General features: G+C 34.3%; 23 protein-coding genes. 10 read left to right on the top strand and 13 right to left on the bottom strand.

What is annotated here, in order from left to right; all coding sequences use genetic code 11:
* Positions 1-113 precede the first annotated feature (113 nt).
* The 3 genes from ABEB23_RS13970 to ABEB23_RS13960 form a co-directional block, all read right to left on the bottom strand.
* Entirely contained in the window at positions 114-2537 is a 2424-nt protein-coding gene (locus ABEB23_RS13970; RefSeq protein ID WP_348813227.1) for a ribonucleoside-diphosphate reductase subunit alpha, read from the bottom strand.
* Between the two features lie 250 nt (positions 2538-2787).
* Positions 2788-3765 carry a ribonucleotide-diphosphate reductase subunit beta gene (locus tag ABEB23_RS13965; protein ID WP_348813226.1) on the bottom strand — a complete coding sequence of 326 codons (978 nt, stop codon included), beginning with the start codon at positions 3763-3765 and terminating at the stop codon, positions 2788-2790.
* A 342-nt stretch (positions 3766-4107) separates the two neighbouring features.
* Positions 4108-4677, bottom strand: a complete 570-nt coding sequence (locus ABEB23_RS13960; RefSeq protein WP_348813225.1) for a DUF3109 family protein — start codon at positions 4675-4677, stop codon at positions 4108-4110.
* 266 nt (positions 4678-4943) lie between these two features.
* Between ABEB23_RS13960 and ABEB23_RS13955 the strand changes: the two genes are divergently transcribed.
* The 3 genes from ABEB23_RS13955 (at position 4944) to ABEB23_RS13945 (ending at position 6461) form a co-directional block, all read left to right on the top strand.
* Positions 4944-5522 carry a MarC family protein gene (locus tag ABEB23_RS13955; protein ID WP_348813224.1) on the top strand — a complete coding sequence of 193 codons (579 nt, stop codon included), beginning with the start codon at positions 4944-4946 and terminating at the stop codon, positions 5520-5522.
* 127 nt (positions 5523-5649) lie between these two features.
* Positions 5650-5853 (top strand): hypothetical protein, encoded by a 204-nt coding sequence (locus tag ABEB23_RS13950; protein WP_348813223.1) that lies wholly within the window; start codon positions 5650-5652, stop codon positions 5851-5853.
* 2 nt (positions 5854-5855) lie between these two features.
* Positions 5856-6461 carry an FAD-dependent oxidoreductase gene (locus ABEB23_RS13945; RefSeq protein WP_348813222.1) on the top strand — a complete coding sequence of 202 codons (606 nt, stop codon included), beginning with the start codon at positions 5856-5858 and terminating at the stop codon, positions 6459-6461.
* 28 nt (positions 6462-6489) lie between these two features.
* Here the strand turns inward: ABEB23_RS13945 and ABEB23_RS13940 are convergent, their stop codons facing one another.
* From ABEB23_RS13940 to ABEB23_RS13930, 3 genes are read right to left on the bottom strand one after another with little or no spacing between them, the layout of a single operon-like run.
* Positions 6490-8076, bottom strand: a complete 1587-nt coding sequence (locus ABEB23_RS13940) for a S41 family peptidase (protein WP_348813221.1) — start codon at positions 8074-8076, stop codon at positions 6490-6492.
* Positions 8076-8507: a deoxycytidylate deaminase gene (locus ABEB23_RS13935; protein WP_348813220.1), complete on the bottom strand. Its 432-nt coding sequence runs from the start codon at positions 8505-8507 to the stop codon at positions 8076-8078. The genes ABEB23_RS13940 and ABEB23_RS13935 overlap by 1 nt, the downstream gene beginning before the upstream one ends.
* 5 nt (positions 8508-8512) lie before the next feature.
* Entirely contained in the window at positions 8513-9106 is a 594-nt protein-coding gene (locus tag ABEB23_RS13930; protein ID WP_348813219.1) for a HupE/UreJ family protein, read from the bottom strand.
* Between the two features lie 180 nt (positions 9107-9286).
* Between ABEB23_RS13930 and ABEB23_RS13925 the strand changes: the two genes are divergently transcribed.
* Positions 9287-9718, top strand: a complete 432-nt coding sequence (locus tag ABEB23_RS13925) for a tellurite resistance TerB family protein (RefSeq protein ID WP_348813218.1) — start codon at positions 9287-9289, stop codon at positions 9716-9718.
* An 82-nt stretch (positions 9719-9800) separates the two neighbouring features.
* Here the strand turns inward: ABEB23_RS13925 and fbp are convergent, their stop codons facing one another.
* Positions 9801-10820: a class 1 fructose-bisphosphatase gene (gene fbp / locus ABEB23_RS13920; RefSeq protein ID WP_348813217.1), complete on the bottom strand. Its 1020-nt coding sequence runs from the start codon at positions 10818-10820 to the stop codon at positions 9801-9803.
* 166 nt (positions 10821-10986) lie between these two features.
* Between fbp and ABEB23_RS13915 the strand changes: the two genes are divergently transcribed.
* From ABEB23_RS13915 to ABEB23_RS13890, 6 genes are all read left to right on the top strand, one after another.
* On the top strand, positions 10987-11493 hold the full coding sequence (locus ABEB23_RS13915) for a GNAT family N-acetyltransferase (protein WP_348813216.1): 507 nt from the start codon (positions 10987-10989) through the stop codon (positions 11491-11493).
* Between the two features lie 31 nt (positions 11494-11524).
* Positions 11525-12778, top strand: a complete 1254-nt coding sequence (locus ABEB23_RS13910; RefSeq protein ID WP_348813215.1) for an aspartate kinase — start codon at positions 11525-11527, stop codon at positions 12776-12778.
* Positions 12779-12945: 167 nt separating this feature from the next.
* The gene (locus tag ABEB23_RS13905; protein ID WP_348813214.1) at positions 12946-16377 is read left to right on the top strand and encodes a DUF8818 domain-containing protein; all 3432 of its coding nucleotides are present in this window, start codon (positions 12946-12948) and stop codon (positions 16375-16377) included.
* Positions 16378-16461: 84 nt separating this feature from the next.
* A complete protein-coding gene (locus ABEB23_RS13900; RefSeq protein ID WP_348813213.1) occupies positions 16462-17052 on the top strand; it encodes a hypothetical protein in 591 nt (196 codons plus the stop codon).
* 176 nt (positions 17053-17228) lie between these two features.
* Positions 17229-18296: a glycosyltransferase gene (locus ABEB23_RS13895; RefSeq protein ID WP_348813212.1), complete on the top strand. Its 1068-nt coding sequence runs from the start codon at positions 17229-17231 to the stop codon at positions 18294-18296.
* Positions 18297-18489: 193 nt separating this feature from the next.
* On the top strand, positions 18490-19290 hold the full coding sequence (locus ABEB23_RS13890; RefSeq protein ID WP_348813211.1) for a DUF2490 domain-containing protein: 801 nt from the start codon (positions 18490-18492) through the stop codon (positions 19288-19290).
* Positions 19291-19495: 205 nt separating this feature from the next.
* On the opposite strand, the gene phoU is transcribed toward ABEB23_RS13890, so the two are convergent.
* The 6 genes from phoU to ABEB23_RS13860 all read right to left on the bottom strand — a co-directional run bounded on the left by phoU (position 19496) and on the right by ABEB23_RS13860 (position 25691).
* Positions 19496-20170 carry a phosphate signaling complex protein PhoU gene (phoU, locus tag ABEB23_RS13885; protein WP_348813210.1) on the bottom strand — a complete coding sequence of 225 codons (675 nt, stop codon included), beginning with the start codon at positions 20168-20170 and terminating at the stop codon, positions 19496-19498.
* 102 nt (positions 20171-20272) lie between these two features.
* Positions 20273-21031: a phosphate ABC transporter ATP-binding protein PstB gene (gene pstB / locus ABEB23_RS13880; RefSeq protein ID WP_348813209.1), complete on the bottom strand. Its 759-nt coding sequence runs from the start codon at positions 21029-21031 to the stop codon at positions 20273-20275.
* Positions 21032-21058: 27 nt separating this feature from the next.
* On the bottom strand, positions 21059-22003 hold the full coding sequence (gene pstA / locus ABEB23_RS13875) for a phosphate ABC transporter permease PstA (RefSeq protein ID WP_348813208.1): 945 nt from the start codon (positions 22001-22003) through the stop codon (positions 21059-21061).
* 2 nt (positions 22004-22005) lie between these two features.
* Positions 22006-23241, bottom strand: a complete 1236-nt coding sequence (gene pstC / locus ABEB23_RS13870) for a phosphate ABC transporter permease subunit PstC (RefSeq protein ID WP_348813207.1) — start codon at positions 23239-23241, stop codon at positions 22006-22008.
* Positions 23242-23408: 167 nt separating this feature from the next.
* On the bottom strand, positions 23409-24242 hold the full coding sequence (locus ABEB23_RS13865; protein ID WP_348813206.1) for a PstS family phosphate ABC transporter substrate-binding protein: 834 nt from the start codon (positions 24240-24242) through the stop codon (positions 23409-23411).
* Between the two features lie 153 nt (positions 24243-24395).
* Positions 24396-25691 carry a porin gene (locus ABEB23_RS13860; RefSeq protein WP_348813205.1) on the bottom strand — a complete coding sequence of 432 codons (1296 nt, stop codon included), beginning with the start codon at positions 25689-25691 and terminating at the stop codon, positions 24396-24398.
* Positions 25692-25780 lie beyond the last annotated feature (89 nt).

Raw genomic sequence — 25780 nt, 5'->3', positions numbered from 1 at the left:
TAAATTTATATTTTTTGTAGCGATTAAGGTACACTTTTAAATTGAATCTATAAAAAAAAACAGCCATCAAAAATGACGGCTGTTTCTATTATAAATTATTACTCTAAAACTTTTTAAGAACCACACATTTCACATTCATCCGGTCCTGCGTTTTTAGCTAATTCGATCATCGCTCTATATTCCTCAGCAGTCATTTCTACCGCTGGTTCTACGATTGCTTCTACCGCTACAGCAACTGGCGCCTCTTTAATTTCAACTGGCTCCACTTTTTTATCGTTGTTTAATGTAAACTTAATTGCATCAACCGCAGCTTTTGTTCTCAAATAATACATTCCTGTTTTCAAGCCTGATTGCCATGCATAAAAATGCATTGATGTCAGTTTTGAATAATTGGCATTTTGCATAAACAAGTTCAATGATTGTGATTGATCAACAAAATAACCACGTTGACGGGACATATCGATAATGTCTTTCATCGACATTTCCCAAACGGTTTTATACAGTTCTTTTAAATCTTGTGGAATGTTTAAATCTTGAACAGAACCGTTGTTTCTCATTAATTCTTGTTTCAAGGTTTCGTTCCATAAACCACGTTCCACTAAATCGTGTAATAAATGCTTGTTCACCACAATAAATTCACCAGAAAGCACTCTTCTTGTATAGATATTTGACGTGTAAGGTTCAAAAGCTTCGTTGTTACCCAAAATTTGAGAAGTAGAAGCTGTTGGCATAGGCGCCACCAATAATGAGTTTCTTACTCCGTGCTCCATTACTTCTTTTCTCAATGAAGCCCAGTCCCAACGTCCTGACAATTCCTCATCTTTCAGTCCCCATAAATTGTATTGGAATTCTCCTTGAGATATTGGTGAACCTTTGAAAGTAGAATACGGACCTTCTTCTTTAGCCATTTCCATAGAAGCGGTAACGGCTGCAAAATATAAGGTTTCGAAAATCTCTTGATTTAATTTTTTAGCCTCGTCACTTGTAAAAGGCATGCGCAACATAATAAAAGCATCGGCTAATCCTTGTACCCCAAGACCAACTGGCCTATGACGCATATTAGAATTTTCGGCTTCTTTTACCGGATAATAATTCCTGTCAATCACTTTATTCAGGTTTCTGGTTACACGTTTGGTAACAGTAAACAACAATTCGTGATTGAATTTTTTATTTTCAACAAACATTGGTAATGAAAGTGAAGCTAGGTTACAAACCGCAATTTCATCTTTGGAGGTAAACTCCATAATCTCAGTACATAAATTCGATGAACGAAGAGTACCTAAATTTTTCTGATTAGATTTTCTGTTGGCTGCATCTTTATACAACATGTATGGTGTTCCGGTTTCTATTTGCGATTCCAGAATTTTCTCCCACAATTCATGTGCTTTGATTGTTTTTCTACCTTTTCCTTGTTTCTCATAACTAGTATACAAGGCCTCAAATTCTTCACCGTACACATCGTATAATCCAGGACATTCGTTAGGACACATCAAAGTCCAATAACTGTCTTCCTGAACACGCTTCATGAATAAATCAGAAGTCCACATAGCAAAGAATAAGTCTCTCGCACGCATTTCTTCTTTTCCGGTATTCTTTTTTAAGTCCAAAAACTCAAAAATATCAGCATGCCAAGTTTCGATATAAATCGCAAAACTACCTTTACGTTTTCCTCCACCTTGATCTACATAACGTGCCGTATCATTGAACACACGCAACATTGGAACAATTCCATTAGAAGTTCCATTTGTCCCACGAATATAAGAACCGGTAGCTCTTACATTGTGAATAGAAAGACCAATTCCTCCCGCTGATTGCGAGATTTTTGCTGTTTGTTTCAAGGTATCATAAATACCATCAATACTGTCATCCTGCATCGCCAAAAGGAAACAAGAAGACATTTGTGCTTTTGGTGTCCCTGCATTAAATAAAGTTGGAGTAGCATGTGTAAAGAACTTTTTTGACATTAAGTCATACGTTTCAATCACAGATGCCAAATCATCTAAGTGAATTCCAACAGAAACACGCATCAACATATGTTGTGGTCTCTCAACAATCTTTCCGTTTATTTTTAGCAAATAAGAACGTTCCAATGTTTTGAAACCAAAATAATCATAATTAAAATCACGATTATAAATAATATGCGAATTCAAGTATTCCGCATTATCCATAATCACTTTATGCACTTCTTCAGAAAGCAAAGGTGCTTCCTGACCGTTTCTTGGATTAATATAATGAAACATTTCATTCATCGTTTCCGAGAATGATTTATTGGTGTTTTTATGCAAATTAGAAATCGCAATACGGGCGGCCAATTGCGCATAATCTGGATGAGCAATAGTCATTGAGGCAGCAGTTTCGGCAGCAAGATTATCCAGTTCAGATGTCGAAACGCCATCATACAAACCTTCAATAACACGCATCGCTACTTTAACGGGATCCACCAATTCGTTCAAGCCGTAACATAATTTTTTAATTCTGTCGGTAATCTTGTCAAACATTACTGGTTCTTTATGACCATCTCTTTTTACTACATACATACAATTTCGAATTATAAGTTATTAGTTACGAACGTAGGAATTCATAACAGTGAATGTTTCTTTGTGACTAATACCGCTGTTCGCTTCTACCTTTTCGTGTATGATTCCTCAATTCAGATTCACACACAAAAAAATAAGGCTGCTTCTGATAACTACCAGAGTGGTATTAACCTATATATTAATTTGGGCTTTAATGAAAATTTTCTTTATCTGAGTTTAACCCCAGAAAGGTTTATAACCTTATTTAAAATCAAAAATCGGCGTCGAAAGATATTTTCTGAGCGTCACCATCCGTATTCATCACTCCGGATTTTTGATATTCTGCAACTTTTTTTTCAAAGAAATTTGTTTTTCCCTGAAGTGAAATCATATCCATAAAGTCAAATGGATTTGTGGTATTGTATTCTCTGTCACAACCTAATTCTACTAACAATCTGTCAGCAACAAATTCTAAATATTGAGTCATTAATACTGCATTCATCCCAATCAAACTCACAGGAAGTGATTCTGTAATAAATTCTCTTTCTATATTTAAAGCGTCAACAATAATTTCTCTAATTCTTTCTTTTGGCACTTTATTCACCAAGTGGTGGTTATGCAAATGCACTGCAAAATCACAATGAACACCTTCGTCACGTGAAATCAATTCATTAGAAAATGTCAAACCTGGCATCAATCCACGTTTTTTCAACCAATAAATAGAACAGAAAGCACCTGAAAAGAAAATACCTTCTACCGCTGCAAAAGCAATCAATCTTTCTGCAAAAGAATCTGATTCAATCCACTTCAATGCCCAATCCGCTTTTTTTCTAATAGCCGGAAAAACGTCTAAAGCATTAAACAATTCATCTTTTTCAGCTTCATCTTTTACGTAAGTATCGATCAAAAGCGAATACGTTTCACTGTGAATATTTTCCATCATGATTTGAAAACCATAAAAGAATTTAGCTTCAGCATACTGCACTTCATTTACAAAATTTTCAGCAAGATTTTCATTTACAATTCCATCTGAAGCTGCAAAAAAAGCAAGAATATGTTTGATGAAATATTTCTCGTCATCATTCAATTTATTGTTCCAATCATTTAAATCCTGAGACAAATCAATTTCCTCAGCAGTCCAGAAACTGGCTTCCATTTTTTTATACCATTCCCAGATATCATGATGTTTTATAGGAAAAATAACGAAACGGTTTTTGTTTTCTTGTAAAATTGGTTCAACTTGCGTCATTATGCTTTTTATTTTTTTTGAATTTTTATGCTTTTTCAGAGTTACAAAGATTGCGAAATATTGCGGTTAATAAAAGTCAAACTTATTCACAATCCGCTCTAGTTTTTAACAAAGCCCCTGTTTTAAATATTTTTCATACATTTTTTTAAAAAACTGAAAATCAATATTTTAAAAAATTAAAAAAACGTTCAAAGCACCGTAAAATATAGGATTTCAGAAATAAGAAACAAGTAAAATTTCATTTTAATTGAAATATTTTTTTGTTCCTCTTTCCCATTTTTTTTGATTTAAATCAACCGATAATAGCTCCGAAAATATGCGAATTATTTACCGTTCTTTGAGTTAGCGTTGCTTCATTTCCTGAGCCACTTTTTCGAGCTCTGCATACCAGTCTTCACCAAACTTTCTAATCAAAGCTTCCTTGACAAATTTATACACAGGCACTTCGAGTTCTTTACCTAAAGAACAAGCATCATCGCAAATGTCCCATTTATCATAATTAACAGCAACAAATTCGGTAAAGTCTTTTACTCTAATTGGGTACAAATGACAGGAAACAGGTTTTTTCCAGTCAACGATTCCTTGATTGTATGCTTGTTCAATCCCACAAAGTGCGGTTTTACCGTCAAAAATTACGTAAGCACAATCTTTATTATCTATCAGTGGCGTTTCGAGATCTCCATCTGTACCTTTTACCCAGGTTCCTTGTGCTTCGATAGCAGCAATACCTTCTTTACGCAGAAAAGGCTTCACTTTAGGATAAATCGCCTCTAAAATTTTAGTTTCCTCTTCATTTAAAGGAGCCCCTGCATCACCATCAATACAACAAGCGCCTTTACAAGCGGATAAATTACAAACAAATTCTTTTTCGAGTATATCCTCTGAAACTATGGTTTTTCCTAATTGAAACATTATATAAAGTACTGTGATTATAAAGTGCAAAGATAATCAAAGTGTTTGATACTACTTCACATAACAAAAGGATATTACCCCCTACTTAAAAAGCTCAAAAAACACTTTAAAAAAAATATAAAAAACTAGTAATAAATAACATACAAAAAAACCATACCAAATAAATTCAAATTCGAAAATCACAGAAACAATCTCAATATATCACATCTTACACCTATTCTACATAAAAATGTAACAAAAAGTTTACCTTTGCAATAAAAAAAGGTATGTTAGAAATAGACTTTAGAGAAATAATCACCGTTGGAATGGTTCTTTTTGCTGTAATTGATATTGTCGGAACTATTCCCATCATTGTTGATTTAAGAGCAAAACATGGCCACATCGAATCCGAAAAAGCTTCTGTCGTAGCTGGTATCATTATGATTGTTTTCCTGTTTATCGGTGAACAATTCTTAAGCTTAATTGGTATTGATGTTCATTCTTTTGCCGTGGCTGGTTCCTTTGTATTGTTCTTTCTGGCATTGGAAATGATTTTAGGAATCCGTCTTTACCGTGACGAAGAAGCCAATTCGGCTTCTATTGTCCCACTTGCCTTCCCACTTATTGCAGGAGCCGGGACAATGACTACTTTACTTTCTTTGCGTTCCCAATTTCATACTATAAATATCGTTATTGCGATTATCCTGAATATCATTTTGGTCTATATCGTTTTAAAGTCATCTTCTAAGCTGGAAAAGATGCTGGGAGAGAACGGTCTTGGCGTTATCCGTAAGGCATTTGGCGTTGTACTCCTTGCTATTGCTGTTAAATTATTCGCAGCTAATGTTAAAGGTTTGTTCGTCTAAAATAAATTTTCATAAATTTACCCCCGATGTTCTTTATAAAGTAGTTCCGATTTTCGAAAACACCTTATATGTTGACTGATTTCCTGAACTATTCTTTTTATAATAAAAAACAAAAAATAATCATATTATGAAAATCTTTACTAGCGTTTTGGTTGTTCTAGCATTGGCGTTAATTGTATTCAACATTACCCTGCTTGACTTCAAAAATCCATTTCAAGGAGACAGCGCAGTTGCTTTTATTGGAATCGCAGCTTCTTTCTGTGCCGTTTTAATTCTTTTGATTTTTAGACTTTCTAAAAAGATAGAAGAAAAAATGAACGACGAACTATAATAATGTTTGATGTTCTGATAATTGGAGGAGGCGTTTCAGGAATGTCTTGCGCACTCGTATTGGGTTCGGCAAAAAACAAATCCTTTGCAAAAGATAAAAAAGTGGGCATTTTCACCCATCAAAAAACTTCCTCACTTCAGGAAGCGTTATTTAACAATGCCTATGGAATTGCTCCAGGCACATTAGGCTCTGATTTATTAGCAGAAAGCATCTCGCATTTATCTGACACATACCCTCACATCACACAAATTCCAAACGAAAAAGTATTACGAATCGAAGGCGAATACCCGGAATTCACGGTAACCACCACTAAAAACTCTTACACCACTAAAAATATTGTGGTAGGAATTGGCTCCGCAAATACTTTTGCTATCGAAGGTTTGATGCAATTTGTAGAACCTCATCAAAAATCTTTACCCGAAAAACAACGTATTCAATTGCGAAATAACGACCATAAAGTCACTGAAAGCATTTATGTAATAGGAACACTGGCGGGATGGAGAAGCCAACTGGCTATCGCCGCAGGAAGTGGCGCTGCCGTTGCAACCGATATTCTTACATTATGGAATGGCGGGGTACAAACTCATGCTCACGATAGTATCCGATAAGATTCTTCAAATTCTAAAACCACTGGTACTATTTAGAATTGGATACTTTTCCCAACACAGTTTTTATCATCGCATCGTCTTTTACTATAATTTCATAATAGTAGTTTTCACCATACAATTGTCGGGCAAATTCCGCAGCTAGATAACACTTTACCAACGACTTGCTTGTCTTGAATTTCAAATCTAATCCGTTCTCAAAAATGTATTTTTGAAACGCATTGAAATACTGATCAGTCGCATTCATTTTTGCAGTAAATTGACCAAAACTCAATCCTTTAAAAGCCTCTCTGTTTTTGTCTAATTGTTCGAACACAAAATGACCTACAACCCCTGATTGCAAGATGTAAGCAGTGCTTTCGTTACCATGTTCCACTTCGAGCGGAACAAAAACATCCGGAACAATTCCACCGCCACCGTAAACAATCTTTCCTTTCTTGGTTTTAAACTTTAAAGTGTCCGTTACTTTTATACTGTCCTTTTCATACAATTCACCATTTGCAAAACGGGAATCTGATTCTTTAAAATAGCTTTCATTACCTTTTGAATATGGTTTTTGAATAGAACGCCCCGTTGGCGTGTAATATCTGGCAATCGTCAATCGAACTGCAGAACCATCCTGAAAATCCATTTCACGCTGCACCAGCCCTTTACCAAAAGAACGACGTCCCACAATTGTTCCCCTATCATTATCCTGAATCGCTCCGGCAAGAATTTCACTGGCAGAAGCACTGTTTTCATTAATTAACACAAATACATTTCCATTTTCAAAACTACCTTTTTCGGTAGCAAATGTTTTGTCTATATTTCCGTTTTTGTTTTTTGTAAAAACAATCAATTGTTTGTCTTTCAGCAATTCATCCGCAATCTCGATTGCCTCTTCCATATAACCTCCACCATTATCCCGAACATCAATAACAAGTGATTTCGCCCCTTGCTTTTTTAACTTATCAAGACCTTTTTTGAATTCCTCATAAGTAGTTTCGGCAAAACGATTTATTTTTATATAACCAGTTGTTGTATTCAAGAGCAAGGTTGCATCCACACTTTTTAGAGGAATAACATCTCTCTTTATTTTTATTTTCAATTTTTTACCTTCCGATTTTCTATAAACTGTCACTTCTATCTCAGAACCAACAGCCCCCTTTAATTTAGAGAACAGAGTGTCATTAGGCAATTTGCGTCCAAATAATTTAGTTTTATCAGCATACAAAATTCGGTCACCCGCTTTTATTCCCGCTTTTGCCGAAGGGCCGTTATCAACTGGCTTTATGACTGCAACCGAGTCTTTGTACATGTAGAAATTCACACCAATCCCCACAAAATTTCCTTTCATATTCTCAACAACTTCTGCTTGCTCGCTAGGCGGAATATAAACAGAATGCGGATCTAATTTTGCTAAAATATTATCTACCGTAAGGTTTACAATAGAATCCGTATTTACATCGTCTACATATTCCTTATCAATAAAATCAATGAGCTTATTGAGTTTCGTTTTGGAATTGTTTTTTGCGAAAAATTGATCCTGATCGGGAAAATTCAATAGTCCGCCAAGAAGCATCCCCACAGCCAGTGAGACTCCGATAACAATAGGCAAATATTTCGCATTAAACTTCATTATTCTTCTAATACTGGAATGTGAGCTACTTCCACACCCGCTTTAATTAAAAACTGGATTCCCGAATCATCACGGTACCCATTATGATAAACCACTCTTTTTATTCCTGACTGATGAATTAATTTACTGCATTCTTTACAAGGCGAAAGGGTAATATACAAAGTCGCCCCTTCGCAGGACTGCGTAGATTTAGCTACTTTCAAAATAGCATTTGCCTCAGCATGCAAAACGTCCCAACGTGTTAATCCCTCTTCATCCTCACAGCAATTCTCAAAACCGGACGGTGTGCCGTTATAACCATCTGAAATTATCATGCGATCCCTAACAATAATAGCACCCACCTGTTTGCGTTTACAATAGGATAAAAGACTCCATTCTTTCGCAATTCTAAGATAAGCTTTATCGTATTTATTTATTTTATTTTCGTTCATTTTTTTTATCTGTTCCAAATTTCACTTTCTATAATCATTGGTAAAACCACCCCTATAATAAAGGAAGACATAACCAAAGTCCAATCCCGTTTAGAAAATCTAAAAACGGTTTGCACAATATACGACAATACCAAAACCACAAACACCACCACAATTTGAGCAGCTTCAATCCCTAACGCAAATTCTGCCAAGGGTATTAACTTTGAATTAGCACTGCCTCCAAGAATTGTTTTAAAATAATTTGAAAACCCTAATCCATGGATAATCCCAAAGAACAAGGTGACAAAAAAGATTAAATTGATACTTTCTTTTTTACTTGACTTCCCTGCATTAAAAAGATTAAACAAGGCCGTTATTAATATGGTTATTGGAATCAACAACTCAACAACATTTACTTTGATAGCCACAATACCGTATACTGAAAGCAACAACGCCATGGTATGACCAACCGTAAAAAGAGTTACCAAAAGCACTATTCTTTTCCAATCACTAAATGAAAACGGAACAGCTAATGCTATTAAAAACAACACATGATCATAGGCATGAATATCTAACACATGTTTTAATCCTATTTGAAAGTAAATCCAAAATTCTGACATAGAACGCTAATTAATTAAATTGATTATGGGGTCGTAAACTTACGATTAATTTTGAAAATGATGATTTTGAACAGAACAAATCATTTGTTAAAAATGACTCCCTTTCAACAAAATTTAGGAGGAAAATTGAGACCAATTATCAAAAAATAATTATCTTTATGTTATATAAAACTAACTATTATGCCATTTTCAGACTTATTCAGCAGCGAATTCAACCAAAGAAACAGAGGGAAATTTTCCGCAGTTGTCAATGTGGCTTACGCCAATGGGCACATTTCAGAGGAAGAAAGAAAGTTCTTGGACAAATTAGCCATTGACCTTGAAATTTCGAAAGAGGAATACGAGGAGATTTTAAAAGATCCTACAAAATATCCTATCAACCCACCGTACCTATACATTGAAAGGCTAGAAGCCTTGTACACTTTGTCGCGAATTGTACACAGGGATCATCAACTGGGAGACAAGCAAGAACACCTGTTAACCAAATTTGCCGTTGCATTGGGTTTCACTCCAAGTAATGCAAGTTATATTGTTCACAAAGCACTGACTTTGGTCGATAAAAAAGTAGATTTAGATACTTTTATTTATGAAATGAAAAACATGTACAAATAAAGCATTCACTTTTTCAAAACTAAAAAACTAAAAAACTAAAAAACTAAAAAAGGCTTCCACAATTGTGGAAGCCTTTTTGATTTTAATACTTACTTAATTTAGCTTTATGCATAAATTCTTCAGCCTTTTCAACCATGTTAAAGCTTCCGCAAAAGAACGGAACTCTTTCATGTAATTCTGTTGGTTGAATTTCCATTATTCTATTAAATCCATCAGAAGCTTTTCCTCCGGCTTGTTCTGCAATAAACGCCATAGGATTGCACTCATACAATAATCGCAATTTCCCTTTAGGCGCTTTTGAACTTGTTGGATACAAGTAAATCCCTCCTTTAATCATATTACGATGAAAATCGGACACTAAACTTCCGATGTAACGTGATGTATATGGTCTGTCCCCTTCCTCCAACTGGCAATATTTGATATAATCTTTTACACCTTGCGGAAAATGGACATAATTTCCTTCATTAATCGAATAAATAACTCCGTCTTGAGGAAATTTCATTTTTGGATGCGATAAATAAAAAGTTCCGATGGCAGGATTTAGAGTAAATCCGTTTACACCGTGACCAGTCGTATAAACCAACATCGTAGAAGTACCATAAATTACATATCCGGCAGCCACTTGATTGATTCCGGGCTGTAAAAAATCCTCAAGAGTCACCGGTGTTCCTATTGGTGTTATTCTTCTGAAAACAGAAAAAATCGTTCCCACAGAAACATTGACATCGATATTAGATGAACCATCCAACGGATCCATTAAAACCACATATTTGTTATTATGGCTGTTATCTGAACCCTGCACTGTGATAAAATCGTCATTTTCCTCGGAGGCAATTCCGCATACTATTTCACGATTAATTAGGGTTTGAATAAAAATTTCATTTGCGTAAACATCTAATTTTTGCTGATCCTCACCTTGAATATTTTGTTCCCCGGCTGCACCAACTATGTCTACTAAACCCGCTTTATTTACTTTATAATTGACCACTTTCGCAGCCAATCGAATGGAGTTGATAATCCGGGATAATTCGCCTGACGAATATTGAAAGGCATTTTGATTTTCGATGATAAATTCACCTAATGTTTTGTTGCGTTCTTCCATTACGAAATCGTTGTAGTTGTTTTGAAGTCACAAATATCGGTTTTTTTGTGAAAACAAATTCAATACTATTTATTTAGTTTATCAGTATTGTATATTTGCTATTTAAAGTGGTTTTTTTATGCTGTAAATAGTACTTTAGCAACACTAAATCATTAAAAATAAAATTATGAATATCAGAAGAGGAAATCCGGAAGACATGGAAGCTGTCTTAGGTCTTATTAAAGAATTGGCAGATTTCGAAAAAGAACCGGATGCTGTCCTTATAACTGTTGAAGACTTAGTTCGAGATGGTTTTGGCCCTAATCCTCTGTTTCATGTTTTTGTAGCCGAAGTTGACAATGACCCGAGCGAAAGTATACAGTCAAAGGAAATTGTTGGTATTGCTTTGTACTACTATAGATTTTCAACCTGGAAAGGAAAGACTATCCATCTAGAAGATTTAGTGGTAAAAGATAAAATGAGAGGAACAGGAGTGGGTTATGCCTTATATTCTGAAATCATCAAACAAGGCCAAAAAGATAAAGTGAGAAGAATTGAATGGAATGTTCTTGATTGGAACACACCGGCAATCGAATTTTATGAAAAATCAGGCGCTGTAGTACTAGATGATTGGCGCGTGGCACAAATGAGTGAAGATGCGATCAACTATTTCGTTGATAACAAATTAAAATAAATAGATTAAAAAAAACATTTTTCAAAAAAATATGAGAGTATTCAAATTTGGCGGTGCTTCTGTAAAAGATGCCGATGGGATTAAAAACGTATATGACGTTTTACAAAAAGTGGGTTATGAGGATGTCTTATTAGTGGTTTCTGCAATGGGAAAAACCACCAATGCACTGGAATTAGTTATAAAGAACTATTTTGAGAAATCCGCCGAATTAAATTCTTCTGTACAAGAAGTAAAAAAATACCACAATCAAATTTTATTGGATCTGTTTGAGGATGAAAAAAATGAAGTTTTTGCCGCTGTAAACACTCTATTCTCTGATTTGGAATATTTCTTAGCGCACAACAAATCACCAAATTACAATTTTGTATACGATCAGATTGTCAGTTATGGTGAATTAATTTCAACAACCATATTAAGCCACTTTATGAATTTCATGGGAATAAAAACCCAGTGGCTGGATGTACGTAATTTTATAAAAACCAATGCCAATTACAGAGATGCTGAAGTAGACTGGGATTTGACCCAGAAAAATATCGCCAAAAACGTAAAGGGTAAAATATTAAATATTACTCAGGGGTTCCTGGGTTCTGACGAAAATAATTTCACCACTACCTTAGGACGTGAAGGTTCTGATTATACCGCCGCTATTTTTGCTTATTGCTTAAATGCAGAAAGTGTTACGATCTGGAAAGATGTCCCAGGAGTAATGAATGCTGATCCACGTTATTTTGAAAATGCCAGTTTATTAAATCAGATTTCCTACCGCGAAGCTATCGAATTGGCTTTTTATGGTGCGACTGTAATTCACCCAAAAACCTTACAGCCGTTACAAAAAAAGGAAATCCCTTTGTACGTAAAATCATTTATCAATCCGTTGTTAAAAGGAACCAGTGTTTCAAAAGGAGTTGATTTAGAGCCTTATTTACCGTGTTTTATTGTAAAAAGAAATCAATTATTGATCTCTCTTTCTTCAATTGACTTTTCTTTTATCATGGAAGAGAACATCAGTGAAATCTTTGCTTTATTTCATCAATTTAAAATAAAAGTTAACTTGATCCAGAATTCAGCTATCAGTTTTTCTGTTTGTGTTGAAGATAAATTTGACAACTTCAATGAATTGAATGCTATTCTTTCTAAGAAATTCAAAGTTGAATTTGATGAAAATGTAACTTTATATACAATCAGACATTTCAATGAAAATGCCGCACAAACTGTTGAGCAAAACAAAATAGTTTTATTGAAGCAAGTGAGTCGTGAAACAATGCAAGTAGTGACTAAAGAATAAGTTATAATAATTGTTAATTTGAAAGGAAGGGAGTCAATAATTTTGGCTTCCTTTTTTTTATGGCTTCAAAAACAAAAAAGAACTTTCGAGTTCCAAAACCAAAAACACACTTCAACCGATTTTCCGATTATAAATACTACTTTTGGAACTTTCGAGTTATAACATTTATGTTGAAAAAATTACTTTTTTGGATAGTAATCGGGTACATTTCTGGGCTACAGGCGCAGGAAAACAATACGTTATACCAAACCAAAAAAATTCCACATTCAAAAGACACCATTCACCTCGAAAACAATAGCATCAATTCTGATTTTTTCAAATTGCTGGACGCCCATAACAATCCTATTGATACTTCCTTCTACAAAATAAATTTCCAAAAAGGGACCTTACTACTCAAAGAGAACACCATTCTAGAATCTGATTCTATAACTGTCTATTATTTAAAACTCCCGGATTATTTGACAAAAGAATACCATATTTACGATCCAAGCCGTGTCGTGAGTAATAAGGCTTCGACTGAAAATTTGTATCAGGTTCACGAAGACACACCCAAACAAAACGTACCATTTGACGGATTAAATACTTCAGGAAGCATCACCCGTGGTGTTACTGTCGGGAATAATCAAAATACCGTTTTAAACTCCAATCTAGATTTACAAATCACCGGAAAAATTTCGGAAAAAGTGAGTTTACGTGCCTCCATACAGGACAATAATATCCCTTTGCAGGATGGCGGCTATTCGCAAAAACTAGATCAATTCGATAATATATTTATGGAAGTCTTCAGCGACGACTGGAATATTCGTGCTGGGGATGTTTTCCTCGAAAATAAAAAAACTCAATTCCTGAATTTCAACAAGAAAGTGCAAGGGCTATCAACCAATTTTGACTTTGGAACAGAAAACAACAGTACCAATGTTTTTGCATCAGTCGCCTTGGTAAAGGGACAATACGCTAAAAGTGATTTTACGGGTCAGGAAGGCAATCAGGGTCCCTACAAATTAAAAGGACAAAACGGTGAGTTATATGTTTTGGTAATTTCCGGATCGGAACGCGTTTATGTAAACGGAATTTTATTGAAGCGAGGAGAGAACCATGATTATATTATTGATTATAATGCCGGAGAAATTATTTTCACTCCTCTTTTCACCATAACTTCTGAAATGCGAATCTCGATAGAATACCAATATTCGGATCAAAATTACACCCGATTTGTCACCTATACAGGAGCCACGCATGAAAGCAAAAAATGGAGCTTTAGTGGCTATTTATATTCCGAAAATGATATAAAAAACCAACCATTGCAACAAAACCTGTCCGAAGATCAAGCACAAATATTAACAAATGCAGGAGACAATCCTGACTTAATGATTTCTCCATCTGCATATGAAGATTCGTACTCTGACAATAAAGTGTTATATAAAAAAATAACGGTAAACAATATTGAAGTTTTCGAATACTCGAATAATCCTGAAGACCAACTATTCAATGTTCAATTTAGTCAGGTAGGCGCTAATAAAGGGAATTACATTTTAGCAAATACTGCGACTATAGGACGAATTTACGAATACATCGAACCTACAAACGACATTCCACAAGGAGATTATGAACCGCTAATAAAATTAGTAGCCCCAACAAAAATACAGGTCGCCACTTTTTTAGGAAAATTCAAACCTACCGAAAAGACAGCTGTTGATTTTGAATTAGGTGTCAGTAACAACGACAAAAATTTATTTTCTTCGATAGACGACAGCAACAACAAAGGTTTAGCGGGAAAAATAAATGCAAAACAGCGTCTTTATTCAAAAAAATGGAATATCGATGCTTTTGCTAATTATCAATTTGTACAGGAAAATTTTGCTTCTGTTGAACGACTTTATAGCATAGAATTCAACCGAGATTGGAATCTAAACAGTTCCTTCTCCGGGAATCAAAGTTTTTTGGTTTCGGGATTAAATTTTGATTTAAATCCAAAAACGAATACTCCAAATAAAGGCTTTCTGACCTATCAATTTGAAAAACTGGATTTCTCTGAGAGCTTTTCCGGAAACAGACACACCATCGACGGGATATTTAAATTGAAAGACTGGACGATTCAAAGTCAGGGAAGTTTCTTAAAAAGTGAGAGCAATACTTCAACTTCAAAATTCTTAAGAAATCAATCCCAAATACGCTATCATTTTAGTAAAAATTGGATTGGAAGCAGTCTAAGGATAGAAGACAACCAAGAAAAAGACAAAACTACCAATCAATTTTCGGCAATCAGTCAACGATTTTCCGAAGTTGGATTTTTCACAGGGCGGGGCGACAGTACCAAAGTTTTTGTAGAATTAGGTTACTTAAACAGAGTCAATGACAGTTTACAAAACGGATTAATAGAGCGCGTAAATTCATCTCAAACTTATATTCTGAAATCAAAGGTATTACAAACAAAGAAAAGCGATCTGTCAGTTTTTATTAATTACAGAACCTTGAATTTTGTTGATGTTGCTATTAAGAAAGAATCCTCATTGAATTCCAGAATTGTATACAACGACCGTTTTTTTAATCAATTGATTCAAAGCGCAACCGTTTATGAAACAAATTCAGGAACCATACCCCAACAGGAATTCACCTATCTTGAAGTTCCCGCAGGACAGGGTGTCTACACATGGAATGATTATAACGGTAATAGTATTCAGGAATTACAGGAATTTGAAGTTGCTCCTTTTATTGATCAGGCCAAATATATAAGAGTGTTTTTACCCAACCGAATTTACATCAAAACACATCAAAATAAATTTTCTCAGTCACTTGCGCTAAACCCCAATCAATGGCAAAACGAAACCGGCTTTAAAAAAACACTTTCGTATTTCTATAATCAGACGTCTTTTATTATTGATCGAAAAACCGAAAGTGACGGCAACAATTTCGAATTAAATCCTTTTACTTCGTCGCAGGAAAACATATTAGGGTTGAATTCCAGCATCAGAAACAGTTTGTTTTACAACCGAGGGAAGCAGAATCATTCGGTCACCTATAACTATCTTCAAAATAATTCCAAAAACTTACTTTCCACAGGATCCCAAGAAGCCAAAAATGCCTCCCATCAATTGCAATATGCACATTTATACAAGAAGAGCTGGCTGTTTGGATTTTTTGCCAAAAGTATCCAAACAACGATTAAATCAGAAAATTTCCCCGAGAAAAATTATGAAATCAATGGTTACCAATTGGCTCCAAAAATCAGTTACTTATTTTCGAAAAACACCAGTTGGGATGTTTTTTATGAATTACAAAACAAAGAAAATCAAATTGGAAATTTTGAAACATTACTTCAAAACCGATTAGGAACTTCATTCTCTTATGCAGGAGAGAAAAAAATCACTCTCAATGGAGAGATTTCCTTTTATCAAAATAAGTTTACAGGAAATGAATTTTCTTCTGTAGGATTTCAAATGCTCGAAGGATTACAAACAGGTCAAAACTTCACTTGGAGATTCCTTTTACAAAAAAACCTGACTCAATTCCTGGATATAAACTTCAATTATCAGGGTCGAAAAAGTGAATCCAGTAAAACCATCCATACGGGAAGTGTGCAATTGAGGGCGTATTTTTAAAAGCCTAAAAATAGTACTCTAAAAAAATAATTTGTAATCCTTAATTTACTATTTTTATTATTCCAATTTTAAAATCAGACTGTTATGAAAAATTTACTATTATTTTGCTTTCTTTTTGTTTTTTCAAATAGCTTTTACGCGCAAGAAACAACCACTAAGAAAAAAACAAAGGCTGAAACTGAAAAAGTAACTAAAGAAGTAAAATCTTCTAAAGAAAAAGTGGAAACAAAAAACGAAAAAAATCTAAAAACAACAACTAATAAAGCAGATGCTAAAATAAAAGAGGAATCCACTAAAGCCAAAGCAGATTCAAAAAATGAAAAAAATCTAAAAACAACAACTAATAAAGCAGATGCTAAAATAAAAGAGGAATCCGCTAAAGCAAAAGCAGATTCAAAAAATGAAAAAAATCTAAAAACAACAACTAATAAAATCGACGCTAAAGTAAAAGAAGAATCCGTAAAAGGAAAAACCAAATCTTCTGTTAACAAGGCTGACGCCAAGATTAAAGAAGAAAGTAAAAAGCCTTTGAAAATAAAAGAAACTAATGAAAAAGCACCAAAAGTCGCCGACAAAGTAACAGGAGAATACAACGGTAAAAAAGTATATACCGGGCCTAAAGGAGGAAGGTATTACATTAATAAAAATGGAAACAAAACCTATCTTCAGGATTAATAACATCCATTAATGATACGAAAGAGGCTGTTCAAAAATGAACAGCCTTTTTTATTTACTAAATAGTAGACTACATTTACCGTAATAAATTAATAGTTTGGTAATATCTTAGAAATACAAAACCCCACTTCATTGAGTAATTTTCAAATTTAAATAACGAACCTATATATCGCCACATGGATTTGAATTCTAACAATAAAACTATTTTGATTGCTCCCTTAAATTGGGGTTTAGGGCATGCTACCCGTTGCATTCCAATCATTAAAGCATTACAGGAAAACAATTACATTCCTATCATCGCATCCGACGGAATTGCTTTAGAATTATTAAAAAAAGAATTTCCTTATATTAAAACATTAGAATTACCCTCCTACCAAATTGAATATGCCAAAAACGGCAAGAATTTCAAATGGAAATTGCTGAAAAACTGTCCAAAAATGATCGAAGCCATTTGGGAAGAAAAAAAAATAATAAAAAAATGGATCAAAAAATATAAAATCGAAGGAATCATTTCCGACAATCGGTTGGGGGTGATCAGCAAAAAAGTCCCTTCAGTATTTGTCACACATCAATTAAATGTTCTAACAGGGAATACCACTTGGATTACGAGTATCCTTCACCAAAATATTATAAAAAAGTATCAGGAATGCTGGGTTCCGGATTTAGAGGGCAAGTCTAATTTAACCGGCAAATTGGGACATCTAAAAAATGCAGATTTTAAGATCAGATATATCGGCCCATTAAGCCGTATTCATAAAAAAGAAACTTCAATAGTCTACGATTTAATGATTATACTTTCTGGTCCTGAACCTCAACGGGGATTACTTGAAGAAAAATTAAAAAAAGAGGTTTTAAAATTTGAAGGAAAAGTAGTTTTCATCAAGGGAATTGTTGAAAAAAAACAAGTAAAAGAACAAATAGACCACGTTACTTATTATAACTTCATGAATACACGCCAACTGGAACAAACTTTTAACGAAAGCGAAAAAATATTGTGCCGTTCTGGTTACACAACAATAATGGACTTGGTAAAACTGGAAAAAAAGGCCTTTTTTATACCAACTCCTGGGCAGTATGAACAAGATTATCTAGCCAAAAAACTAGCAGAAGAAGGATTGGTTCCTTATGCTCAACAAGATGATTTTAAAATGGAAGCTATTTCAGAAATCAAAAAGTACAAAGGATTACCACTAGTAGAAAACACCGTTGATTGGGCAGATTTATTTCAGATTTTTGAAAAATAAAAACTGCTTATTGTTCAGAAAAAACATTGAAAAGATTGGTATATTTGTTTGTATAGAAAAGATTAGTTCTGACATCAAAAAACGGAAGCTTTAGATTAACAAAAGCAATGTAGACACTGATAATCAGAATTTAAAAATCTTTATTAAGTCCTCTCAAAGACTATTTTATTTCTATAAAAAACAAGACTACATTATGGCTTACAAAAAAATGGGTTTTCTTTTTTTTAAAATAAATTATGGCACTAGAATCCATCTCTTTTTTCTGCTTTTTTTAGGCTTCCAATCTACTGCGCAAACAGAGAAAGAAAATCAATTTACAAATGAATACCAATTTAACAGAGTAATTGGTACCAAAACAGCAATCGAATTTAATTTAGCCCATGCCTATACAAGCGGAATTAATGAAACCAATCCTTTTTATAAAAGCTCCCAAATATCAGGTCGGCTCTGGATGCATTATTACACTCTCAAAAAGTGGAAGCTCTCAGGCTTTGTAGCTTATCTATACAATCGGGATGTGCCTGAGATTACTCAAAAAAAATCATCTGAAATACGATTTGCTGCTCAAGCCATTTATTACTTTATCAAAAAAGACTATGTATTAACCAATAGGATTCGAATTGAAGATCGAATTTTAGAACAGTCAAATGCCAGTTTAGAAGTTGTATTTCGTTTTAGGGAAATGGTAAAATTAATATATCCAATTTCTATAGTCAAATTTGGCAAGGGATCGTTATACAGTATTTCGTCTGAAGAAGTTGTTTTTAAGACTAACGGATCTACAACCGGAGAAGATGCTTTTGATCGCAATCGGTTAACTCTGGGACTTGGGTATTCTTTTTCGGATGCTTTTCAATTTGAACTTACTTATATGAATGAATACCTGCCTCGAAATACAAATGACAAGATGTATAATTCCATTTCAACAACCATAATATTTAATGATTTGATTTCTGTTCTGAGGAAAAAAAATGGAATCATTCCAACTTACTAGCAGCTATATAAAAGTTACAATCCAAATTCTTTTTCCGCTACTAAGAAAGAAAAAATTGACAAAGATATAATTTATCAAAATAAAAGAATTCACAATCACTTTTTTAATTCAAATTAGCTCATTAATAGTACCTACAAAAAAACTATAGCAAAAAAAATCGGGACAGATTTAATTCTGTCCCGATTCAACTATTTTTTTTAAGACTTTATTCTCCTGTCTTTTTATCTTCAAACTTTTCGTGTTTAATGATTTTGGCATTTACCATAAAATAAACATACTCAGCAATATTGGTGCAGTGCTCTGAAATTCTTTCCAAATGTTTCAAAACGATCACCAAATTGGTACCTGACACAACTACTTTAGAGTTTGTTTTCATTTCGTTTATAATATCGTGGATAGCATCATCACACTTATTCTTGATGTTTTTATTCAAAACAAATATTTCACCGATTGTACTTTCATCACGTGATAAAAAACACTCATTTGTTTTCACATTGACCAACTCAACTTGTCTTGCCAATTCCGCTATATTAAATTTAGCAATCAAATCATGCTTGTCTTTAATACTTTTGGTTTTCTTGATGATACTAATCGACAAATCTCCTATGCGCTCAATCTCATTGCTAATTTGCATAGCCGACATGATAAAACGCAAATCAGATGCTACAGGCTGTTGTAAAGCAAAAATACTTTGACAAATTTCATCGATTTTCACGTCTAATTTGTCAATTTTTTGTTCTGTTTTCTTCACTTCTTTTCCTTCAGCAACAGGTTCAGAAAGCAATGCATTTACAGATTCACTTACCTGAACCTCAGCAAGTTTTCCTATTTTTACAATTACATTATTTAATTTTTCCAATTCTATTTCAAAGTGTGTCATCCTATAATTTTTAGTTTAAAAGTTTAACGTTTAACCTGTAGAGTTCAAAAGTATAATCAAATTGAAGCGATTAAACTATCAAACAATAATACAATTAAACAACTATCCAAATCTACCTGTGATATAATCCTCAGTTTGCTTTTTCTCTGGCTTGGTAAAAATACTATTTGTTTTTCCCATTTCAATCAATTCACCCATATAAAAAAACGCCGTATGATCACTTGTTCTTGCGGCTTGTTGCATATTATGCGTCACAATTATAATCGTGTATTGCTCTTTTAAAACATGAACTAATTCTTCGATTTTAGAAGTAGAAATCGGGTCCAAAGCACTGGCAGGTTCATCCATCAAAATAATGTCCGGGCTTACCGCCAAAGTTCGTGCAATACACAAACGTTGCTGTTGTCCACCTGATAAGCCTAACGCAGAATCATCCAATCTGTCTTTCAATTCATCCCAAATAGCAGCTTGTTTCAAAGAGGTTTCAACTATTTCGTTTAACTGTGTTTTGTCATTAATCCCATTAATTCTCGGACCGTAAGCAATATTCTCATAGATAGATTTCGGAAAAGGATTTGATTTTTGAAAAACCATTCCGATTTTTTTTCTGATATTCACTACATCTACGTCTTTGCTGTAAATATCAACTCCTTCCACAAGCATATTACCTGTAATTTTCACACTTGGAATCAAATCATTCATTCTGTTAATACATCTCAAAAAAGTAGATTTCCCACAACCGGAAGGACCAATCAAAGCTGTTACTTTGTTAGCCGGAATTTGCATTGATATTTCCTTTAAGGCCTTTTTCTCTCCATAATACAAAGACAAATCCTTAACATCTATTTTTATATCTCTCATTTTATTATTGTTACGTCTAAAATAATATTATTTTGCTTTTCTTCTAATTCTTGATCTGATGACTACTGCTACTAAATTTAATGACAATGTAAGGATTAACAATACTAATGTGGTTGCAAACTGAATTGGCATTGTTTTTTCCACATCCGAAGATTGTGTGGACATAATATAAACATGGTATCCCAAATTCATAAATTGATCACTTAAGGATTTAGGCAAAGTAGCTAAATAATAAGCCGCTCCTGTAAATAATATTGGAGCAACCTCACCGGCTCCTCTACTTACGGCAAGGATTGTACCTGTCATAATTCCGGAAACTGAACCCGGGAAAACAACTTTCCTAATTGTTTGCCACTTGGTTGCCCCCAATGCTAAGCTGGCTTCACGCAACTCACGTGGAATTGTTTTTAATGCTTCTTCAACAGAAACAATAATCACCGGAAGTGTCAATAATGCCATTGTTAAACTTGCCCAGAGAATATTAGGCTGTCCCCAATGCAATTCACCATCATTGAAAGCTGAATCCATTCCTGTCCCGACAAATTGAATAAAGAACCCAAGACCAAAAAGACCAAAAATAATAGAAGGCACTACTGCCAATGTTCTGATTGAAAATCGAACCGCTGCTGCAAATTTTGAATTTTCCTTGGCATATTCCGTTAAGTAAATAGCTGTTATAGTTCCAAAAGGAACCGCAGCTATCGACATCACAATAACCAATATAAAAGTACCAATCAAAGCAGGAAAAATTCCTCCTTTGGTCATCCCGTCAGTGGGGAAAGAACTTATAAATTCCCAAGAAAATTTCTCACGCCCCTGGTAAATAATAATACCTAAGATCACAAACAAAATGGCAATAATCAAAATAACAGCAATCTGCGTCAATCCCACAACTGCTTTTTCTTTTATATCCACCCCTTTATTATTCGACTTAGAAAAAGGGTTTTCCGATATACTAATTGTTTTTTCCATGTTTATTTACCTTGGAATTTCTTAATTAATTTTCCTTTAACATAAAATTCTGCCACTGCATTTAATATAAATGAGAAAATGAAAAGCAAAGACCCAATGAAAAACAACACACTATAATGAGTTTCTCCAAAAACAGTTTCAGCCATTTCAGAACCAATTGTCGCAGCAAAAGTTCGTACACTTTCGAATGGATTGGCCGATAACAACGCTGCATTTCCAGTTGCCATCAATGCAATCATCGTTTCGCCAAAAACCCTGCCTATACCTAATAATATTGCGGCAAAAATCCCAGGTGTCGCAGCAGGCAAAATCACAGAAAATGCTGTTTGTGCTTTACTCGCTCCCAAAGCCAAACTGGCCTCGGTATATGTTTTCGGTACTGCCGATAAGGCATCTTCTGAGATAGTATAAATAATTGGAATTGCTGCCAATGCCATTGCTACACCACCTATAAAAGCATTCAATCGAGAATCATAACCAAAAATATCCTGAAAAAAAGTTGCCAAAACCATCATGGCAAAAAATCCAATTACCACCGATGGGAATGCTGCCAACATCTCAATTATCGGCTTTATGATTTCTTTTCTTCTATTGGAGGCAAAACAGGAAGTATAAACAGCTGCTAATATAGCCAAAGGTCCTGCAATCAGCATAGCAATGACAGTAACCTTTAAAGTCCCGATAAGTAAGGCCAGCAAACCAAAACGAGGATTATCCGACACAGGAACCCATTCGGTAGAGAAAAAAGTACTCCAGGTTTTATCAGCTCCTTCTTTGTTCCCAGTTACTTTTTCATCGATTACAACTTCTTGATTCACCGAAGAGTCGGGATTCAAGTCCTCGGTTACGGTCCCATACGTTTCTGGTTCCGCAGATTCTGTTTCATTCCCAGCAGGGTTTAAATCTTCGGTCTGTGTTCCGTAACTTTCAGGTTCTAGATCTTCCGCCGGGGCGCCATAGGTTTCTGGTTGGCTTTCTTCAACTGAAGTTTCGGCTCCATAACTTTCTACTTTTGTTCCAGTACTTGTTTGTATTTCGGTTTTTTCTTTCGTTTTTTCACTAAAACTGAATAGTGGTAACGACTCTTTGAAAACAAAAATAAATATCAGAAAAATAATAGCTATCGATAAAAATGCTACAGAAGAAATAACTTTCTCAGCCAGAAACTCAGAGAGTCTGAACTGTTTTTTCAAACTCTCTTTGGTAAAAGTTTGTTTATTTGGAAGTGAAGAATTCATTTAATTGATTTAAGAATTCATATATGTAAATTTCATTTATGAGTGATCATATATGTTATCGCTTTTTATCTGATTGCATTTGCTTTCGCAAAATTGTTACTGATGGCGATTTCATAATTCTTTAAAAAAAATCCCTCTATAATAAAAGAGAGGGATTTTTTTACTTTTTATTTTACAGGAAAATAACCTACTGTTTCAATCATTTTCTGCCCTTCCGGACTCAAGATCCAATCAATAAAAGCTTTTGTTTCACCTGTTGGCTTAGATTTTAAATACATATACAAATATCTTGAAATTGGATATGTTTTGTTTTTTATCGTCGCTGCTGTTGGCAAAACACCTTTGCTTTTAGCATCTTTCTTCACTTTACAATCTTTTACCCCTTCAGCATAAGCTGCACCACCATATCCGATGCTGTACTTGTCTTTTTTAACTGCATTTACAATCGCAGCTGTTCCAGGTAAGGTTTGACATGCTGGAGAAAAATCAGTTTTCACTACATGTTCTTTAAAAAACTCAAAAGTTCCTGAGCTGCTCTCTCTACCATACAATTGGATTTTTGCATCTGCTCCTCCTACTTGTTTCCAGTTAGTAATTTTTCCAGAGAAAATGTCTCCTAACTGTTGTATTGTCAATTCAGAAACAGTATTTCCTTTGTTTAAGAAAACTGATAAACCGTCTTTGGCACAAGCGATTTCAATTCCATTTTTATTGTATTTCGCTTTAATTTTTTCTAATTCAGCAGGTTTTATAGGACGGCTTGAATTAGCAATATCTGTAGAACCATTAATTAATGCTGCAATACCAACTCCAGATCCACCACCAGTTACCTGAATCGTAGTCCCAGGATGTTTCTTCATATACGCTTCAGCCCACTGTTGTGATAAAATCACCATAGTATCTGAACCTTTAATCGTTATTTTACTTAAAGAAGTAAACGAATACCCAATAGTCATTACAACTAATACTATCGCTGCTATTTTTATTTTAGTTTTATTCATTTTTAAAGTTAATTTAAATATTCGACAAAATTAGAGGCCTCACGTTAACTGCGTGTTAAGCCAGTATTATTCAATCTTTATTCTTTAGTTTGTTTTTACAATAGTTTTACAATAAGAAAACCGTCACTGGAGGTTTTCTTATATTATTTGCAATTAAAAATTAAATTGAGCTTGTAATCTTAGCAAATTCCCTCTTTGTCTGTTATCAGGAAGTGCGCTGTCCTCGAATGTTCTGTCGGCAATAACCCATTCTGCAACTAATTCAAATGCTTTGATTGGTTGCCATTCTATTCCCAACTCGTAGTCTCTTACTATATAACTTCTGGCATCTTTTTCAAATTTCTTTCCGCCATCATAATATTGAAACTTAGCAAAAGGATAAATATATTGGTGTTTCGGCAAATCCCATTTGTAATTTAAAGTAACATATCCACCTTCTAAATCAGACACATCCACAGAATTTGTCATTTTATCGTAACGTGGCCCTTTACCGATGTTATATTCTGTTTGGATTCCAAATGGTTTAGGATAAAGAACAAAAGTTGCTGCTACTCTTTGATCATCTACATACTGCTTATTCAAAGGCGTAGTCACTCCTGGCAAAAGTTCAGTTGTAAATGCCCATTTCCCAGTGTAAGCCTGAATACCTGGTTCGATAATTTGGCTTCCTATAACAAAAGGATAAGATGCTCTTGCCACAACATGCAAATTTCTATTTGCCTCTGATTTATTCGCTGTTTGTCCGTTATAAGCTCCAAACGCAAATACACCATAATCTCCAGAACCTTTGTATCCCTCTTTTACAAGCATTGCAAAACGCTCTCTAATCTCACTTGGAGCCCACATAAAGTAAATCCCCAAATCACGTTCGTTAGCAACGGCACTATTCAAACCATCATTTCGATCCAAAGTCAAACGGTTTTGGCTGGATTGTAAATTTTCAAAACCAAAAGGCACTTTACTTTGACCAACTCTAACTCTGTATTCTCTCTCTTTATCAAATGACAAATCAAAATAAGCATCTCTAATTTGAGCAAAATTATTGATACCGGTTGAAGGAGAACTTGCAAAGTCTGGTTGAATATAAAAATATACGTTTGGATGAATTTGTCCCGAGAAAACAATTCGGGCACGTCTTATGAAAAGACCATTATTAGATTCCGCATCAGCAGCTGTTGAAGTAGTTCCCCAAGATTTATCACATTGCTCACAAGACACTTTATCATTTGTTGAAAACAACCCATTGTATCTTACTTGTACATAACCTCTAATTCCTATATTATCGTACCAATGCTCTTTTTTGGGCTTGCTTTTTTCTTCAGCGGCCTTTGCTTTATTCACAGAATCCATTACACGAACGACTTCTTTTGCAATTTCATCTTTCTTTACATCTTGCGCATTAGCCACACATGATAGCATAACCAAACTTGCAAATAAAATTTTTTTCATTTTCTTATGATTAATTTTTTTGCAAAGGTGATACTGCTATGTTAAGCTAATGTTAACATAATATTATGTTGATGATAAATTAATGTCAT

This window comes from Flavobacterium maritimum (assembly GCF_040049085.1).
GTDB classification, from domain to species: domain Bacteria; phylum Bacteroidota; class Bacteroidia; order Flavobacteriales; family Flavobacteriaceae; genus Flavobacterium; species Flavobacterium maritimum.
Note: the sequence above shows the minus strand (reverse complement) of the source record. Positions and strands in the feature narration are given on the sequence as shown.